Origin of the sequence: Pseudomonas sp. GM49 (assembly GCF_000282355.1) — a bacterium.
Taxonomy (GTDB): Bacteria; Pseudomonadota; Gammaproteobacteria; order Pseudomonadales; family Pseudomonadaceae; genus Aquipseudomonas.
The window spans coordinates 1-15,738 of the sequence record NZ_AKJL01000065.1 but is presented as its reverse complement, the minus strand read 5'-3'; the positions used below and the strand labels follow the sequence as shown (position 1 = coordinate 15,738).

Annotated in this window: 15 protein-coding genes; 10 read left to right on the top strand and 5 right to left on the bottom strand. The window is 55.8% G+C overall.

Features of this window, described 5'->3' with window-relative positions; all coding sequences use genetic code 11:
* Positions 1–154 precede the first annotated feature (154 nt).
* The 6 genes from PMI29_RS23175 (at position 155) to arsJ (ending at position 4,986) form a co-directional block, all read left to right on the top strand.
* On the top strand, positions 155–832 hold the full coding sequence (locus PMI29_RS23175) for a DUF3313 domain-containing protein (RefSeq protein WP_007995271.1): 678 nt from the start codon (positions 155–157) through the stop codon (positions 830–832).
* Between the two features lie 64 nt (positions 833–896).
* Positions 897–1,325, top strand: a complete 429-nt coding sequence (locus PMI29_RS23180) for a hypothetical protein (RefSeq protein ID WP_007995270.1) — start codon at positions 897–899, stop codon at positions 1,323–1,325.
* 14 nt (positions 1,326–1,339) lie between these two features.
* A complete protein-coding gene (locus PMI29_RS23185; protein ID WP_007995269.1) occupies positions 1,340–1,798 on the top strand; it encodes a glycine zipper 2TM domain-containing protein in 459 nt (152 codons plus the stop codon).
* Between the two features lie 524 nt (positions 1,799–2,322).
* A complete protein-coding gene (locus PMI29_RS23190) occupies positions 2,323–2,673 on the top strand; it encodes a metalloregulator ArsR/SmtB family transcription factor (protein ID WP_007995266.1) in 351 nt (116 codons plus the stop codon).
* Between the two features lie 67 nt (positions 2,674–2,740).
* A complete protein-coding gene (locus PMI29_RS23195) occupies positions 2,741–3,745 on the top strand; it encodes an ArsJ-associated glyceraldehyde-3-phosphate dehydrogenase (RefSeq protein ID WP_007995264.1) in 1,005 nt (334 codons plus the stop codon).
* An 11-nt stretch (positions 3,746–3,756) separates the two neighbouring features.
* On the top strand, positions 3,757–4,986 hold the full coding sequence (arsJ, locus tag PMI29_RS23200) for an organoarsenical effux MFS transporter ArsJ (RefSeq protein ID WP_007995263.1): 1,230 nt from the start codon (positions 3,757–3,759) through the stop codon (positions 4,984–4,986).
* A 1,073-nt stretch (positions 4,987–6,059) separates the two neighbouring features.
* Here the strand turns inward: arsJ and PMI29_RS30865 are convergent.
* On the bottom strand, positions 6,060–6,206 hold the full coding sequence (locus PMI29_RS30865) for a helix-turn-helix domain-containing protein (protein ID WP_081501637.1): 147 nt from the start codon (positions 6,204–6,206) through the stop codon (positions 6,060–6,062).
* Positions 6,207–6,618: 412 nt separating this feature from the next.
* On the opposite strand from PMI29_RS30865, the gene PMI29_RS23205 reads away from it, so the two are divergent.
* Together PMI29_RS23205 and wrbA are read left to right on the top strand one after the other, a co-directional pair.
* Complete coding sequence (locus PMI29_RS23205) at positions 6,619–8,928, top strand: methyl-accepting chemotaxis protein (RefSeq protein ID WP_443216425.1); 2,310 nt, start codon at positions 6,619–6,621, stop codon at positions 8,926–8,928.
* Positions 8,929–9,448: 520 nt separating this feature from the next.
* Positions 9,449–10,051, top strand: coding sequence for an NAD(P)H:quinone oxidoreductase (wrbA, locus tag PMI29_RS23210; RefSeq protein ID WP_007995258.1), 603 nt, complete (start codon positions 9,449–9,451; stop codon positions 10,049–10,051).
* A gap of 438 nt (positions 10,052–10,489) precedes the next feature.
* Here wrbA and PMI29_RS23215 read toward each other — a convergent pair whose 3' ends face one another.
* From PMI29_RS23215 to PMI29_RS23225, 3 genes are read right to left on the bottom strand one after another with little or no spacing between them, the layout of a single operon-like run.
* Positions 10,490–11,353 carry a phytanoyl-CoA dioxygenase family protein gene (locus tag PMI29_RS23215; RefSeq protein WP_007995257.1) on the bottom strand — a complete coding sequence of 288 codons (864 nt, stop codon included), beginning with the start codon at positions 11,351–11,353 and terminating at the stop codon, positions 10,490–10,492.
* Between the two features lie 10 nt (positions 11,354–11,363).
* The gene (locus tag PMI29_RS23220) at positions 11,364–12,143 is read right to left on the bottom strand and encodes an ABC transporter substrate-binding protein (protein ID WP_007995256.1); all 780 of its coding nucleotides are present in this window, start codon (positions 12,141–12,143) and stop codon (positions 11,364–11,366) included.
* A 46-nt stretch (positions 12,144–12,189) separates the two neighbouring features.
* Positions 12,190–13,365, bottom strand: a complete 1,176-nt coding sequence (locus PMI29_RS23225) for a M20 aminoacylase family protein (protein WP_007995254.1) — start codon at positions 13,363–13,365, stop codon at positions 12,190–12,192.
* 235 nt (positions 13,366–13,600) lie between these two features.
* Between PMI29_RS23225 and PMI29_RS23230 the strand changes: the two genes are divergently transcribed.
* A complete protein-coding gene (locus PMI29_RS23230; protein ID WP_007995253.1) occupies positions 13,601–14,515 on the top strand; it encodes a LysR family transcriptional regulator in 915 nt (304 codons plus the stop codon).
* 135 nt (positions 14,516–14,650) lie between these two features.
* Here PMI29_RS23230 and PMI29_RS23235 read toward each other — a convergent pair whose 3' ends face one another.
* On the bottom strand, positions 14,651–15,217 hold the full coding sequence (locus PMI29_RS23235) for a TetR/AcrR family transcriptional regulator (RefSeq protein WP_007995252.1): 567 nt from the start codon (positions 15,215–15,217) through the stop codon (positions 14,651–14,653).
* A 113-nt stretch (positions 15,218–15,330) separates the two neighbouring features.
* Here PMI29_RS23235 and PMI29_RS23240 point away from each other — a divergent pair.
* On the top strand, positions 15,331–15,738 hold a 408-nt coding region (locus PMI29_RS23240; RefSeq protein ID WP_007995251.1), incomplete at its 3' end, for a glutathione S-transferase family protein.

The window sequence follows — 15,738 nt, the reverse complement described above, 5'->3', positions numbered from 1 at the left end:
ACATGCCGGTTGACCAGGCAAAAACCGTATCGGGCAATCGGATTTCCGGTCAATTCGACAACGCCTGGATTCAAGCTTTGGCCGGGAATATGACCTGGCGCTTTTGAGTGTCTTGCCACACAAAAGCGACTTTAGCCAAGGAGCACACAGCATCATGAATCTGTCCCGAAAACTGCTCGTCGGTACCGCGCTGGCTAGTCTGTTGCTAGGCGGTTGCACCTCGAAAGTCACTGAAATGGAGCAGTACTCCGGTTACCTGTCCAACTACAACAACCTGCAGGAAGTCCAGACGCCGAGCGGCGGCACCGCGATGCGCTGGTTGAGCCCTTCGTGGAACCCGAAAGCTTATGACACCGTAGCATTCGACCGGCTGGAACTGTATCCGGCGCCCAAGCCCAATGAGCGGGTCAATCAGCAAACGCTCAATGACATCCGGGACTACATGACCAACAAGGCCAAGGCGACACTGGGGCAGAAATACCGGATGGTCTCCCGCGCGAGCGCCGCGCCAAAGGGTTCGAAAACCTTGATCTTGCGCGCGGCCATTACCGGCGTAAGCGCTTCGAACGAGGGAATGAAATGGTATGAAGTGGTCCCCATCGCAGCCGTAGTCGGGGCGACACAGGCCGCCACCGGTCACCGCGATCAGGACACCGAACTGTACATCGAGGCCGAGCTCATCGACGCGAAAGACAACCAGACCGTGGCCAGGGTCGTGCGCAAGGTATTCGGCAAGCAGCTTTCCAACGAAAGCCAGAAAATCACCGCCCAGGATTTCAAGGCGGCGATCGACAAATTGAACGCCGATCTATGGGCGTTCATCCGCAGTTGAACCCTGATCCAGCCACCAACAGACGTTGGCAGTTGGATCGCCCCTTAGTAGAGGAATCGCTGACATGGCTTCCCGTGCACTGCTTCGAATCTCAAGATGGCAGAGGCCCTTGCGCCTCGTAGCGTTCATCGCCAGCGTGCTTGCTTTAAGCGCCTGCGCGTCAGTGGATGCGCAGACGACCGCTTACGTCGGAGTCGAACATCCCGCTCCGACCCTACCCAGCGAAGTCCGGATATTACGTACGGAACCAACGCGCCCCAATGTGCGTTTGGGCGAAATCCTGATCGATGCCACGGTCGACCCGGCGCCGCCCATCACCCAGGTCGAACAGAAGCTGCGTGAAGAAGGCGCCAAACTGGGTGCAGACGCGGTGGTGGTGGTTTACGACCAGATTCAACCCGTCGCCGCTTACGTAACCGGTCCTTTGTGGAGCCGCAACATCGATACGATCCAAGGGCGCAAGCTGAAAGGCATTGCCATCAAATACCAATGACGAGGTGAACAGCAATGAAAGCTATCCTGACTTGGCTGACGGTGACGTTGGCGACTGTATTGATCAGTGCCTGCGCCGCCGTGGGGTCAAACGATGGTGGTGCCGGTGAAATGGAGATTCGCTCAGGCAAGATCGAGCAGATATCGCTGACGCAGATGCAGACCAATCACGACAGTGGCGTCGGCGCCGTACTCGGAGGCATGGGCGGACTTGGTATCGGCAGCCTGATCGGCAGTGGCACCGGGCGCGACGTTGCCATGGTCGCTGGCGCGCTCGCCGGTGCGGTTGGCGGTAACTACGCAGAGAAGAAAAAGTATGACCAGCCCGTCGCGGCGCAACAGGTCATCGTGCGGGTAAAAAGTGGCGTGCTGGTATCGGTGACTCAGCCGATCAATCCGGCCCTGGGTAAAGGCATGAACGTTTACATCGAAGGCACGGGAAATAATGCCCGGGTGCTACCGCAGGGCGGTTAAGGGCCGGTCAGGCCCCGAGACTCCTGATCGAGTCAAACAAATTCAACACAGAGGTGCACCTCATGAAGCTTTCAGGCTTGGGGAAACGTGCATGGAACACCGCTGCGTCTCCGATTCGCCCTTATGATTATGCTGCACGGCGTTATGGTCCGTCGCTTGCCGTACCAGGCCTGAGTTTCATTGTGACGACCGCCGCACGGGCCGCCGATCCCTTGCCATCATGGAATGAAGGTGCGGCCAAGCAGGCGATAGTGGTAAACCGCAGTTAATCAAGCAGCCCAAGATCATGCTCAACGAAAACGACGCAGGCAAGCCAGAGAACATTTACCTGATGACCGGCCGCCAGCTGAACGCAGCCTTCGGCAACTCCACCGGTGATAAGCAAATGCTGGAGTACACCAAGGCCGGCCAGGACGCGCGACTGGTAATGCTAGTGCTACATGACCGCGTTTGGACATTCACAGGGGGCTTACTCATTTCACCAATATCTGTATATTCGAATTATCAAATATACGAGCTGTGCTATGAGCCTCCTGCCTGCCACTGTCTTCAAATGCCTGGGTGATGAAACCCGTGCCAGAATCATGCTGATGCTCTGTGCCCAAGGCGAACTCTGCGTGTGTGAACTGATCTGGGCGCTAGATGACAGTCAATCCAAGATTTCACGCCACCTGGCTCAGTTGCGCGCCTGCGGCTTGCTCGAAAATCGCCGTCAGGATCAATGGATTTACTATCGAGTGCACCCTGAACTTCCACAGTGGGTCGTCGACATACTCCAGGTGACACTCGAAGCCAACCGACACTGGCTGAGCCAGGACGAAAAGCGCCTTGATCAGATGGGCGGCCGCCCTGAGCGCAGGGCAGCCTGCTGCTAACGTAACAGTCAATTCGATCAGGCCAGTCCTGCTCCTCCGAAGACAGCACACGAAAGAGAACAACGCTATGAGCATCAGAGTAGGTATCAACGGTTTCGGTCGAATCGGTCGTCTTGCCTTGCGCGCGGCCTGGCACTGGCCCGAGTTTGAATTCGTGCAAATCAATGACCCTTCTGGCGACGCTACCACCCATGCGCACCTGATCAATTTCGACTCGGTGCATGGCCGTTGGCACAACGAAGCCAGCGCCGATGGCGATTGTGTGGTCATTGACGGTCGACGCATGCGGGTGACAGCCAACAAATCCATCGCCGACACTGACTGGTCCGGCTGCGACCTGGTCATCGAGGCCAGTGGCAAAATGAAGACCGTTGACGTGCTTCAGGCGTATCTGGAACAAGGTGTGAAGCGCGTGGTGGTTTGTGCACCGGTGAAGGAGCAGGGGGCGCTGAACATCGTCATGGGCGTCAATCAGCACCTGTTCGATCCGGCGCAGCACCGTATTGTTACCGCTGCATCCTGCACCACCAATTGCCTGGCTCCAGTGGTCAAAGTGATCCACGAAAACCTGGGTATTCGCCATGGCTCTATCACCACGATCCACGACCTGACCAATACCCAAAGTATTCTCGATCAGCCGCACAAGGACCTGCGTCGAGCCCGTGCTTCGGGTATGAGCCTGATCCCGACCAGTACGGGGTCGGCGACAGCGATTGCTGAGATTTTTCCAGAGTTGCGTGGCCGCCTGAACGGCCACGCCGTGCGCGTACCGCTGGCCAATGCCTCTCTTACCGACTGCGTGTTCGAGGTGGAGCGTGAGACCTCGGTGGATGAGGTCAATGCCCTGCTCAAAGCTGCGGCCGCCGGCCCGCTGAAAAACATCCTCGGCTATGAGGAGCGTCCGCTGGTTTCGATCGACTACCGCACCGATCCGCGCTCCTCGATCATCGATGCGCTCTCGACCATGGTGGTGAACGGCACCCAAGTGAAGATCTACGCGTGGTACGACAACGAGTGGGGTTACGCCAATCGTGTTGTCGAACTGGCCAGACTGGTTGGTTCGGCCGGTTAACAGGAGCGATCATGAAGGCGTTGCCAGCCCTTTCCCCGGAAGTCCGGCAGTATCTGCTGGTCACCGGCAATTACTGGGCCTTTACCCTCACCGATGGTGCGCTGCGCATGTTGGTGGTGCTCCATTTCCACACATTGGGCTACTCACCGCTGCAAATTGCCGCGCTGTTCCTGTTTTACGAGATCTTCGGCGTCATCACAAATCTGGTGGGTGGCTACCTCGGCGCTCGCCTGGGCTTGAATCGCACGATGAACATCGGTCTGGGCCTCCAGGTGGCCGCCTTGCTGATGCTCACAGTGCCAGCCGCATGGCTGACCATCCCTTGGGTGATGGGCGCTCAGGCGTTGTCCGGTATCGCCAAAGACCTCAACAAGATGAGTGCCAAGAGTTCGATCAAGCTCCTGGTGCCCAACCAGCAGCAGGGCACGCTTTATCAGTGGATAGCCATCCTCACCGGCTCAAAAAACGCCCTCAAGGGTGTGGGCTTCTTCCTGGGTGGCGCCTTGCTGGCGTGGCTGACGTTCAGAGGGGCCGTGCTACTGATGGCAACGGTATTGGCGCTGGTCTGGATTGCGAGCCTGCTCCTGCTGAAAAAGGACCTGGGCAAAGCCAAGGCCAAGCCAAAGTTCCGCGAGATGCTTTCCAAGAGCCGAGCGATCAACATCCTCTCGGTGGCACGGCTGTTTCTCTTTGGTGCTCGCGATGTGTGGTTTGTCGTCGCCTTGCCGGTGTACCTGAGTGAAGTATTTGGCTGGGACTTTTGGTGGGTGGGTGGGTTTCTGGCGGCTTGGGTCATCGGTTATGGCATCGTCCAGTCTCTCGCCCCGAACGTCACCGGGAAGAAGCATGGCCACGTCCCGGATGGGCGAGCGGCCTTCGTTTGGGCCGCGTTGCTGGCCGGCCTGCCGGCGGCCATCGCCCTCGGTCTCTCGGCGGGCTTGTCGCCCCAGACTGTACTCCTGGGTGGGTTGACGATCTTCGGTGCGCTGTTTGCGGTGAACTCATCCTTGCACAGCTACCTGATCGTCTCCTATGCCAAAGAGGACGGAGTATCGCTGGACGTTGGTTTCTACTACATGTCCAACGCGCTGGGGCGGCTGCTCGGCACCGTGCTGTCCGGCTGGATTTACCAGACCTGTGGGCTGGGGGCTTGTCTGTGGGTTTCCACGGTCTTTGTAATGCTGGCCGCTCTGATTTCTATCGCCTTGCCCAGGCACGCCGAAGCGATACCGTCGACATGACAAGACGAGATTCCGCTGGCTGAATGCGAGCGGAAGAAATGGCAGCTTGGTGCACCGCGCGGCGGAGGTATGCCATTGACAGTTTTATTAACAAAACTGGCCGGTTTCTGCCTGTCCTGACCGGCAGAGTTCGACCCATTGCAGCCGTTCGCTAACGACTGCAAATGGCCGGTTTTTGCCTGTCGCGAAGGGCTGCGTGCGACCCATGGCGGTCAGTCCAGACAGGCAAAAAGCGGCCATGGCTGCCGTCGTGAATAATAATGGCAAATTAGTGGCTATGCTTGGTCAGGTACCTTAAATCACTGATTTTTGTTCACTGAGGCGCGATCGGCCACCACGATCACGTGAATTAATCATGAGGATCAAGCAAAGTGTATTATCCACTTACTCCTTACGTCTTTATTGTTACAGCAATACCATTCGTCATATTGCTACTCGCACTGATTAGCGTATATCGAAATGCGCGCAATGAGAATGGTTTTAGTCTGTTAGTTGTAATGCTGCTGTGTGTAGGTGTATCACTTCTCTCTTTAGTGACTGCTGAGATTTTAGTAAATCTGATTCCCATTCTTCGGGGGTTGCGCCTTGAGATACCAGTTGCAATTACATGGCTTGTTTTTCTAGCAACATATATTTATTTGGCAAAAAAAGTACGATTAAAAATTACGTCATTTTTTATCTGGTGTTTTTTGGGGGCGGTCTCACTTATTATTACTGGAATCCCTGTAATTATTTGGTTTGGTTGTGCAACTGGCCCTGTATGCATATAGTTTGTAAAAAGAGGTGCGAGGGCTGTGCATTCCTCTGGCAATCCGTATTGTCGATCTGGCTACAGAGTTTGACCCTGCTTCGTAACGTCTGCGCCTATCATGGCCGACTATGGAACGCTTCGATCACGGCAGGTGCGCCAGAGTACGCTAGGGCCATCGGAGTACAATTTCGCCGTAACACCCTGGCGCTTCACAAGAGGGGTTTCTGGGGAGGGGACTGGGGGAAGTGGATAGTGGAGTGTGGGAGAGGCCGGCCCTACTGCAGGCCTGCCTCACATACCAGGGGAGTTTGGGGCAAGCACATCAATGACTGGCAGCCACGTGCACCAGGGTTTTCCGCCCGTGGATGGAAATCAAGCCCGCCACAGAGAGTTCTTTCAGTACGCGCCCGACCATCTCTCTTGTGCAACCGACCATGGTGGCGATCTCCATCCGTGTGTTGGACAGCATGTATCCGTTTGGGTGAGTAGTACTTGATGAAAAATTACAACCTGTCTTGAATCTTGCCAGAACGTTGCAAACGCTTGGGTACTACTAGTTACCTGCGGCAGCAATGTTGAGTTATTCGCTTCCGATTTTTATGGCTTTCGTTTTTATACACTCTCGGCCGTTCTCTGCCGGAGTGCAATTTCGATTTCGCATCACGGCCCGTATCGATAACGAATGGAGCAAGCCAACGCTGTTTACATCCTCCTTGCATGAATCAGATTTGGTCCATGCGGAAAACGATTGAACGACATAGCTCCGACTTCTGGGGCGGTAGGCTGCATCCCGATAATGCCACGTATGCCGGACCCTCGAAACTAAGTCCGAAATCAGCGCTTTTTCAGAGCATGTGGCGCTTGGCGCACTGAGTTGGAGCATGCGGTCTTGCGGGCTAAAGCAAACAGAATGCTGTCGACTGCAGAATATCCTTCGAACAGTGCAAATGGTTAGGCTGCTTACGACTTGGCTTGGTATTTGCTATCAACTCGACATCCGAATGTCGCGGTTGGAGAGGCAAATGTCGCTTTCAAGTAAGGTCATGCAGTTATCCTCTAGCGAGAAGCACTGGTTACCCTGGTTCGGCAAAACTGGAAAAATTGCGATGGGTTGGTCATGCCGACTCAATCAATCGACATACCCGGTGATCGAACAAACCTTTGAAGCCATTGCACAAACCCGTGCGCAATTGCTACATAACTGGACGCGCGAGCAATGGGAGCACCTCGCTGAGCTGGCGGAAAATCTCGGTCGGGATTTTGCCCATATCGACCGCAGTTCGCTGATGGATAAGCTCAGCCAGGCCGAAGATTTTTCCGAGCTATTTGTCGTAGGTGTCGACGGCGCCGTCATCGCCTCCACCTGGAGCGGACGCGGTATAAATCAGCTTGAGAAAACTCGTGCTCTGGCCGAAGGATTGAAGGCACCGTTTCTTCACGGTCCTTACAGCGATTCATTAACCTTGCAAATCGGTCCATCGACTTCACGCTTTCACGATGAAATCACGTTGATGTTTTATCAGCCTTTGAAGGCTGATGGAAAAGTCCTTGGCTGTCTCTGCGGTCGCGTGCCAAACGATGTGTTGGGCGATCTTATCCAACGCGAGGCCGGGCACATCTATGCTGAATCGGGCGACAATTATTTGTTCATGGCGCAATCACGCTTTGATCCGGCGATTGCACCGGGCACCGCGTTGTCGCGCTCACGTTTCGAGGACGGTACTTTCACCCACGGCGAAAACCTGAAAAGTGGCGTGCACACGCCCTATAAGACGGTGCAGATTCAAAGGCATACTGAGCTGGAACTGCGCTTCACTGACCCAGCGACCCAGGAATTGCACCCTGGTGTGCGCGAAACTATCCGCATGGGCTCCAATCTGTTCGTGACTTATCCCGGTTACTCGGACTATCGGCACATTCCGGTGGTTGGCAAGGGGGTTACGTTCCAGTTGCCAGGATCACCTGATCGCTGGGGAATGATGTGTGAGGCCGATCTGGAGGAAGTTTACCGCCGACGCTCACTCAGCTATGGCTTGATGAAACCTTATCTCGCAACCATGACAGGGCTCTTTGCCTGCAACTACACGGTCCAGCATTACAGCGGCCTGGCACAGGGGATGATCGATGCCGTCGAGGTTTTGGGCATGGTCTGCGCCACTGTGCTGTTCAGCCTGTTGGGGCCTAAACGGCTTGCGCAAAGGTTGAGCGAGATGACGGGTGTGATCAGGACCATCGCCGAGGGCGAGGGCAACCTTCGTCAACGTCTGGACACCACACGAATGGCCAACGATGAGACCGGTGACATGGGGCGCTGGATCAACAGCTTCATCGATAATCTGGACTCGGTTGTCGGGCAAGTGGTGAAGGCCAGTCGCACCGTCGGCGCCACCAACCAGATGATGTTGGGGCGCAGCCAGGAAGCTGGCGTCACTTCGGCTGAGGTGGCCGAAGCTGTGCATCACATGATGATTATCGTTGAAGACCAATTGGGCGAGATCCAGCAGGCCTCTGCCAGCGCCGAGCAAATGAAGCAGGCAATGGACGAAGTCGTTACCCGTGCCCGCGAGCAGTTTCTCGCCGTGCAGGCAGGAACCCAGTCGATTCGGGATGTGGTCGAACGCTCTTCTTCAAGCGTGCAGTTGCTCGACAGCCGCATGACGCAAATCGGCAACATTACCGGCCTGATCAGTGATATCACCAACCAGACCAATCTACTGGCACTCAATGCCGCCATCGAGGCCGCGCGCGCGGGCGAACATGGGCGAGGTTTTGCGGTGGTTGCCGATGAGGTACGCAGTCTTGCCTCACGCACCTCTCGGGCTGCCGACGACATTCGGCAGATGGTCGAAGGCTTGCAGAACGAAACGCAAAACGCCGTCAGCTTCATGAAGGAGGGCGTCAAGGATGTCGATAACAGCCTGCGCCTGGCCGAAGATGCCTCCTCGGAAAACGTGCAGTTGCATCACGCGGTGGAAAGTATGTTTGCGATCATTCAGCAGCTCAACAAACGCAGCCTCGATTACGGCAAGACTATCAAACAGGTTGACCAGTCTTCCGCGCAAATGCGTCAGACGGTGGTGGTGTTGCAAGGCAGTGCCGAGACCGTGAGGCTCAATGCCAATAAACTGCAAAAACTGGTGGGGCAGTTTGAGGTGAGCAACAACAGCAATGGACGCGTAGCGGCTGCTTAAGAAGGCAGGCGAGGGCGGGCTGACCATGACGGTAGCCCGCATTTTCGAAGGGCGCCAGGGTTGCAGTGGACCCCATTTGATGAGTCGAGTCATGGCAGCAGCGGCAGCCATCGCAGAGAGCCTGGTTGATACCGGAGAGCTCCTGCGCACTTTCTAAAACGCACTCTCCAGCGTTGTTACCGCAAAACGAATGACTGCTTGTGGCTGCCTGTCACGAAGGGCTGCGACCGACCCATAGCCGACGCTCACCGAATGAATGACTCAATTGGAGGCCAGACGGTTACATAGCATCGCATTGAACATCACGCTTAAAGGGCGATGGCTACGATCCTGCTCAGAAGCGCCATGCCATGTCTGACGGCAGGCAAACTACTGAGCTGCTAGTGTTAGTCAGCACGCCGTCAAAGTCTCAGCAGTCTCATGGGGCATCGGGCGCTATGCCTACGCTGTTGTTCATCGGCGGCGGGGTAATCCAAGGTGTTTCAAACCGATCGAATGGTTCTGAACCGAGGAAAAAATCATGGCGAAGGTACTTGTTCTCTATTACTCAATGTACGGTCACCTCGAAACGATGGCTGGCGCAGTCGCCGAAGGCGCACGATCCGTACCCGGCACCGACGTGACGCTCAAGCGTGTCGCCGAAACCATCCCGGCCGAACAGGCAGCTGCCATCGGCGTCAAACTCGACCAGAAGGCACCGGTGGCGACACCTGGCGAACTGGCGAATTACGACGCCATCATCTTTGGCACACCGACACGCTTCGGCAATATGGCAGGACAGATGCGTACGTTTCTCGACCAGACCGGCGGACTGTGGATGAGTGGTGCTCTCGTTGGGAAGATCGGCAGCGTTTTTGCTTCGACGGGAACCCAACATGGTGGTCAGGAAACCACTATTACGTCGTTCCACAGCACACTCCTGCATCAGGGGATGGTCATCGTGGGTGTGCCTTATTCCTGTGCAGGGCTGACCAACATGAGCGAGATCACCGGCGGTACGCCCTATGGCGCGACCACCCTGGCAGGTGCCGACGGAAAACGACAACCGTCACAGAATGAACTGGATATTGCGCGCTTCCAGGGTAAGCACGTCGCTGAGCTTGCAGTAAAGCTCGCGGGTTAATCCGTGATGGACTAGCACTTTCAAATGATTGGTGCGACGGTTGGCAAACAAAAAAGCACACAGCCCGGCTGCGCTGCACCAGACGCCGTGACCACCTGCGCTATTGCGGTGTTGGTGCCAGCGCGCAAGTCCGTGGAGTTGGTGGCGTGACCGATGAGTTCACGCTGGCGGCCGCGCTACAGAACCTCCGGCGTCTGGCCAAACTTACATCTCAAGGTCCGCCTGCTACGGGACAGGTGTGCCTGCACGAAGCAAAAAACCTCAAACCAACCCAATGACAGAGCAGCAAAGGTCAATGAAGGGCCGAGAAACCACTCAATATGATGAGTAGGTTCTTTGGTGGTGGTCTTGCCTGAGTTCAGGCGAGCTGAAAATCCGGCTTTTTCAACAGAATCGGCCGATTTCTGCCTTCCCCGATCGGCTGAAACCGACCCAAACCTATCGCTCGGACATTATGGTTTCTCGATGCCAGAGCGTCGGAAAAAGCTCGTGCTCCATAGGTACATCTGATGCCAGAGCATCTTTAAGCCCTGGAAAGTCGGGTGAGGTGGCCCAAGGTCTCGGCGCATGCCGCACGTCATCGCCTATGACCCTCACTGAAAACGCGCGGCGACGGTTATGCCCGCCCACGCCAGCAGAGGCATGCAAGGTCAACATGTTGAAACACACCATGTCCCCCGGCGACAACGTCCATCCGAGAATGGGAAAGTCCTCGCGATGGCTTTCAATATCCGGTAGCTCGCCTAGTGTTCCCTCGGAGAACCATTTGGCCTGGCTGTCCATGAAGGACCGAGGCATCAACCAGGGGCCCTTGTGTGAGCCGGCGATGAATTCGAGGGTCGATTCCCTGGGCACGGGGTCAACTGGAATCCAGAAACTCACGGTGTCTGAACCCGTGATGTTGTAGTAAGGCTGGTCCTGGTGCCAAGGCGTGCGTTGGCGCGTATTGGGCTCTTTCACCAGCAAGTGATCATGGTGCAGGCGCACCTGTTGGCTGTTCAGCAGGGCGGCCGCGATGGGGGCGATGGCGGAGTTGAAGATGAAGTCGCGATAGTGTGTATTCTCTTGCCAGTTACAAAAGTCCTCGAAGAACCATCCAGGATCCGTTGGGCTGCTCGCCACTTTTGCGCGAGGGCTGGGATGGGCAAGGTTGCGCTCGATGCCTTGCGTCAGTTCGCTGATTTGCTGCGCAGTAAACGCATTACGGATACACACTGCACCATCAGTTTGAAAGGCACGCACAGTCTCGTCGCTGACGGGGAAGGCAAAACGAGATTCACCGCGTTGTGTCATTTCGTTCATGGGGATTACCTCATTCGCCGTAAATATCGAAGTTGAAGTACTGCTTCGCGATCTGGTCGTACTGGCCTGATTGACGAATACTGGCAATGGCCGTGTTCAGCTGCTCTCTGAGATCAGGCTCGTTTTTTCGGACACCGATAGCAACGCCATCGCCAATGATGCTTTTGTCGGTGATGGGCTCACCGGCGAAGGCAAAGCCCTGGCCTTGAGGCTTTTGCAGTAATCCAATGTCGGCTTGTACCGAGGCCTGGAACGAGGCATCCAGGCGTCCGGTGATGAGGTCTGAAAACACCTGGTCCTGGGTTTGGTAGGAGAGGATATCGACGCCTTGGCGGCCCCATTGCGACTTGGCATAACTTTCATGTAGTGAGCCTTGAACCACCCCAACCGACTTGCCTTTCAATGATTCTGCCGTCGGCAGCAATCCGGTGTCTTTTTTAGCAACGAGAGAAGACGGCGCGGTGTAGATTTTGTGGCTGAAATCGACCTGCTGGCGACGTGCCTCGGTGGCGCTGAATGCAGACAGGATGGCGTCAAATTTCTTCGCCTTTAACGCCGGGATCATGCTGTCGAAGGTCTGCTCGACCCAAATACACTTGACCCGCAACTCGGCACATAGGGCATTGCCCAGATCGATATCAAAACCACTCAATGAACCATCTGGCTGCTTTTGCTCGAAAGGTGGGTAGCTAGGGTCGACGCCGAATTTGATCACCGGTTCTGCCTGCGATAGCGGGGTGATGATCAATCCGAACAGCAGGGTGATGTATTGAAATTTGCATAGTTGCATGATGACCTCGTTTTTTATTGGTTTTCACGGTTTGGCAGGTCTTTGCTCAAGCGTCGAGTGTCAAAAAGGCCTCAGTCAATTTGACCCAATAGCCAGCGCCCCGAATCAGGATGTCGTCATTGAAGTCGTAGCGAGGGTCGTGAGCCATGCAGCTCTTTTCACCGTCGCCATTGCCGATGATCAGATAGCTGCCAGGGCATTGCTGCAGGAAGTAGGCGAAATCCTCGCTGCCATTGAAGGGCACGATGTCGTTCATCACCTCGTCCTCACCGAGCCAGTCGATGGCCACCTGGCTGGCAAACCGGGTCATTTCTTCGTCATTTACCAGCAAGGGGTAGTCGGCACTGTAGTCGATCTCGGCGGTCGCGCCGAATACCTGCGCCTGGGTGTGAATGAGGTGTTTTATCTGGCTCTCCAGGCGGTCCCGGACGGCGTTGTTCAGTGAGCGGACGGAAATCAGCATGTGCGCGCTGTCCGGGATCACGTTGGACGCCTTACCTGCGTTAATGGCTCCGACGGTGATAACGCTCATTTCCTGAGGTGAAATGTTGCGCGAGACGATTGTCTGCAAGGCCATGACGATGCTTGCGCAGACCACCACAGGGTCGACGCTCAGATGCGGCATCGCGCCGTGACCGCCTTTTCCGTGAATCGTGACATTGACCTGGTCGGCGGAGGCCATGAAGGGCCCGGCTCGGAACCCGAATTTTCCGACAGGGTAACCAGGCATGTTGTGTGCAGCGAACACTGCATCGCAGGGGAACTGTTGCAGCACGCCTTCCTGAATCATTCTTCGGGCGCCGGCCAGACCTTCTTCGGCCGGCTGGAAAATCAGGCGGACCGTGCCATCGAACGGATGGCCATGGGCGAGGGCATAGGCGGCGGCGAGGAGCATGACCGTATGCCCGTCATGGCCACACGCGTGCATCTTGCCCGGTATCCGGCTTGCATAGGGGAGCCCGGTTTTTTCCAGAATAGGCAGTGCGTCCATGTCAGCCCGTATGCCGATCACACGCGAACTGGTGCCTTTCTTCAGCGTGGCGATGACCGCGGTTTCGGCGAAGCCGCGCGTCACGTCATAACCCCATTTGATCAATCGTTCGGCTACCAACTCACTAGTCTCGACCTCCTGATAACCGAGTTCAGGGTTGGCATGGATCTGGTGGCGCAGTTCGCGCATTTCCTGCTCAATCTCTTTTAACAGCGTGATGGACTGTGTCATTGGCAGCGTTTTTCCTTGGTTACCAAGAGGAGAAACCAATCTGTCGAAAGGGCCACATCCTGCGATGGCTTACGGCATCATGCGTTTCATCAAAGTGCCTGGGCTTTTTCTGGTACGGTCTTTTGGTGAGGTTCGAAGCCCAGGTGGTGTTGGTCCGAGAGTAGTGGGCCAAGGCAACAGCTGACAGGCAATCGAAAGTGAACAAGGCAACCCAGGGTTAACACCGGCGGACACTATGAAGTTCTATCAACTCAATGCACTCGTGGCGGTGGCCGACGCGGGCAGTATCCGCGGCGCTGCAAAAAGGCTCGACACTTCTCCGGCAGCGGTCACCAAGGCCATCCAGAAGCTGGAGGCAGACACCGCCACACAATTGCTGATCCGTAATACCTCAGGGATTGTGTTTACCGAGCTCGGCAAAAAGTTGTTGATTCAGGCGCGTCTGCTGGTGGCACAGATGGTCAGTGCCCGTCAGGTGTTGCCTGATTGCAAGGGGGAACTGGAGGGGTGCTTGTCGGTCGCAGTGACACCCTGGTTGGCGATGACACTCATGCCCAAATCCGTCGTGCGTTTTCGCCAGCTGTTTCCAAAGGTGCAACTTGAGTTGTATGAGGGGCTTTCATCGGTCGCGTGTCCGCTGCTGCGGGATGCGAGCGTCGATCTGTTTATCGGACGGCTTGATACCCGGTTTTCCAGTGCCGACCTGACCTATCTGCCGCTGTTTACGGCCGATTGTGCGGTGGTGGCCCGTCAGCAACACCCGTTGTCGAACAGCAGGGCCATGGAGGATCTGGCGTCGGCTGACTGGATACTGGCCTCGCAACAGGATGGAACGATTTCGACGCAGGGGCATGTGCATTTCGCCCATTCGCTCTCGATCATCTTGAGCTTGCTGCGTGAAACCGACATGTTGAGCATCTTTCCCTGGCCGCTGGTGGAGATATGCGCTCATCGCGAAGGCTTGTGCGCCTTGCCTCTGCGCGAGCCGGTCGGCAGTGCCTCGGTGGGTGCCATCAGCCGAAGCGGGCAGCCCCTGCGGCCGGCGGCCGAGCGGTTTCTGGAGTGTCTTATCGAAACCATTCACCTGGAGATGGGGCATGCGCATTCTCCTTATCGGCGCATGTTGCAGACCGTCGATTTACTGGTCTGAGAGCTGTTATCGAAACTGAGTGGAACGTCACTGGTTTCATAGTCAAACCTCACTGTCCGCTCCTGGCCGATTTCTGCCTCTGACGTGGGGCCGCGTGCGACCCAATACGGTCGTTTCGTTGCTTGCTAAGTCATGTCATAGCTCAACAAGCTGCAAACATCCCTGTTGACAGGCTGTGAGAATCTCTTGCGCCAACTGGTCATCGGCCACAGCTCGAGCTAGTGCCAAGCCACCAATCATCCCTACGGCAATTTGCACAGCATGCTGGCGTGTGTCCGTCTCTGTCGTCGACTTCAGTCCGGATTCCAGGCGTGTAATGAAAGCTGCGAGCACTTGGGTGTAGCTCTCCTGGATGGCTCCGTCCTGCTGAGCAGCATCATTGACCATGAAAGCTAACGGACAGTGCATACGGCTTGCATCCCGATGGTCCATGCGCAGATAGTCTTTCACTACCTGTTGTAAACCGTCTTTACCAGCCTCTTCCAGTATCGCGCCCCCCGCGTTCGCGGCATTTCTAATAGCTTCGGTGTAAAGCTCCGTTTTGGATGCGAAGTGACTATAGAAGGCCCCCCGGGTCAATCCGGCACTCTCCATAATTGAGTCGATACTGACTTTTTCGAAACCTTCCAGTGCGAAGAGTCGCGCTGCGCTATCCAGAATCATCTGTCGAGTGGTTGCGCGCTGTGTAGCAGGCCAGGGCATACATCTTCTCCTCAATAAAGCGTGAGATGGAGTATGACAAAACGGGACTTTATGTTCTTGAACATAAAGTCATACCGACCAGAATTGCCGACTCTTCCCTCAAGGAGCTACTCATGAGATTGCACATACTGGGACCTGGATTTAGCACCTTCGTACGTAGTGTCAGACTTTACTGCGAAGAGAAAGCGCTGGATTACACACATGGGATGCACGTGGATGGTAAAACGATCACGCTCCACAGCCCTGAACACAAAGCACTGCATCCTTTTGGCAAGGTCCCGGTATTGCTGCATGGTGAGCGGAACGTAATCGAAACAACCACCATTTGCCGCTACCTGGATGAAGCCTTTGCGCATACTTCTCTAAGACCCGCAGACTTGGCCCAGAAGGTAAAGGTCGATCAGTGGTCCGCTGCCCTGGCGATGTATGCCGATGATCGACTGATACGTCGTTATCTTTTATTGCTGGTTTCACCTGCGCAGCCGTCACGCCCTATCAATAGAGAAGCTGTGGCTAACGCC

Coding starts and splice junctions, on each gene's coding strand:
- PMI29_RS23230 (WP_007995253.1), top strand. CDS start 13,601: ATGAAGTTCTATCAACTCAATGCACTCGTGGCGGTGGCCGACGCGGGC.
- PMI29_RS23215 (WP_007995257.1), bottom strand. CDS start 11,353: ATGAACGAAATGACACAACGCGGTGAATCTCGTTTTGCCTTCCCCGTC.
- arsJ (WP_007995263.1), top strand. CDS start 3,757: ATGAAGGCGTTGCCAGCCCTTTCCCCGGAAGTCCGGCAGTATCTGCTG.
- wrbA (WP_007995258.1), top strand. CDS start 9,449: ATGGCGAAGGTACTTGTTCTCTATTACTCAATGTACGGTCACCTCGAA.
- PMI29_RS23220 (WP_007995256.1), bottom strand. CDS start 12,143: ATGCAACTATGCAAATTTCAATACATCACCCTGCTGTTCGGATTGATC.
- PMI29_RS23175 (WP_007995271.1), top strand. CDS start 155: ATGAATCTGTCCCGAAAACTGCTCGTCGGTACCGCGCTGGCTAGTCTG.
- PMI29_RS23180 (WP_007995270.1), top strand. CDS start 897: ATGGCTTCCCGTGCACTGCTTCGAATCTCAAGATGGCAGAGGCCCTTG.
- PMI29_RS23205 (WP_443216425.1), top strand. CDS start 6,619: ATGCGGTCTTGCGGGCTAAAGCAAACAGAATGCTGTCGACTGCAGAAT.
- PMI29_RS23235 (WP_007995252.1), bottom strand. CDS start 15,217: ATGCCCTGGCCTGCTACACAGCGCGCAACCACTCGACAGATGATTCTG.
- PMI29_RS23195 (WP_007995264.1), top strand. CDS start 2,741: ATGAGCATCAGAGTAGGTATCAACGGTTTCGGTCGAATCGGTCGTCTT.
- PMI29_RS23185 (WP_007995269.1), top strand. CDS start 1,340: ATGAAAGCTATCCTGACTTGGCTGACGGTGACGTTGGCGACTGTATTG.
- PMI29_RS23225 (WP_007995254.1), bottom strand. CDS start 13,365: ATGACACAGTCCATCACGCTGTTAAAAGAGATTGAGCAGGAAATGCGC.
- PMI29_RS30865 (WP_081501637.1), bottom strand. CDS start 6,206: ATGCTGTCCAACACACGGATGGAGATCGCCACCATGGTCGGTTGCACA.
- PMI29_RS23190 (WP_007995266.1), top strand. CDS start 2,323: ATGAGCCTCCTGCCTGCCACTGTCTTCAAATGCCTGGGTGATGAAACC.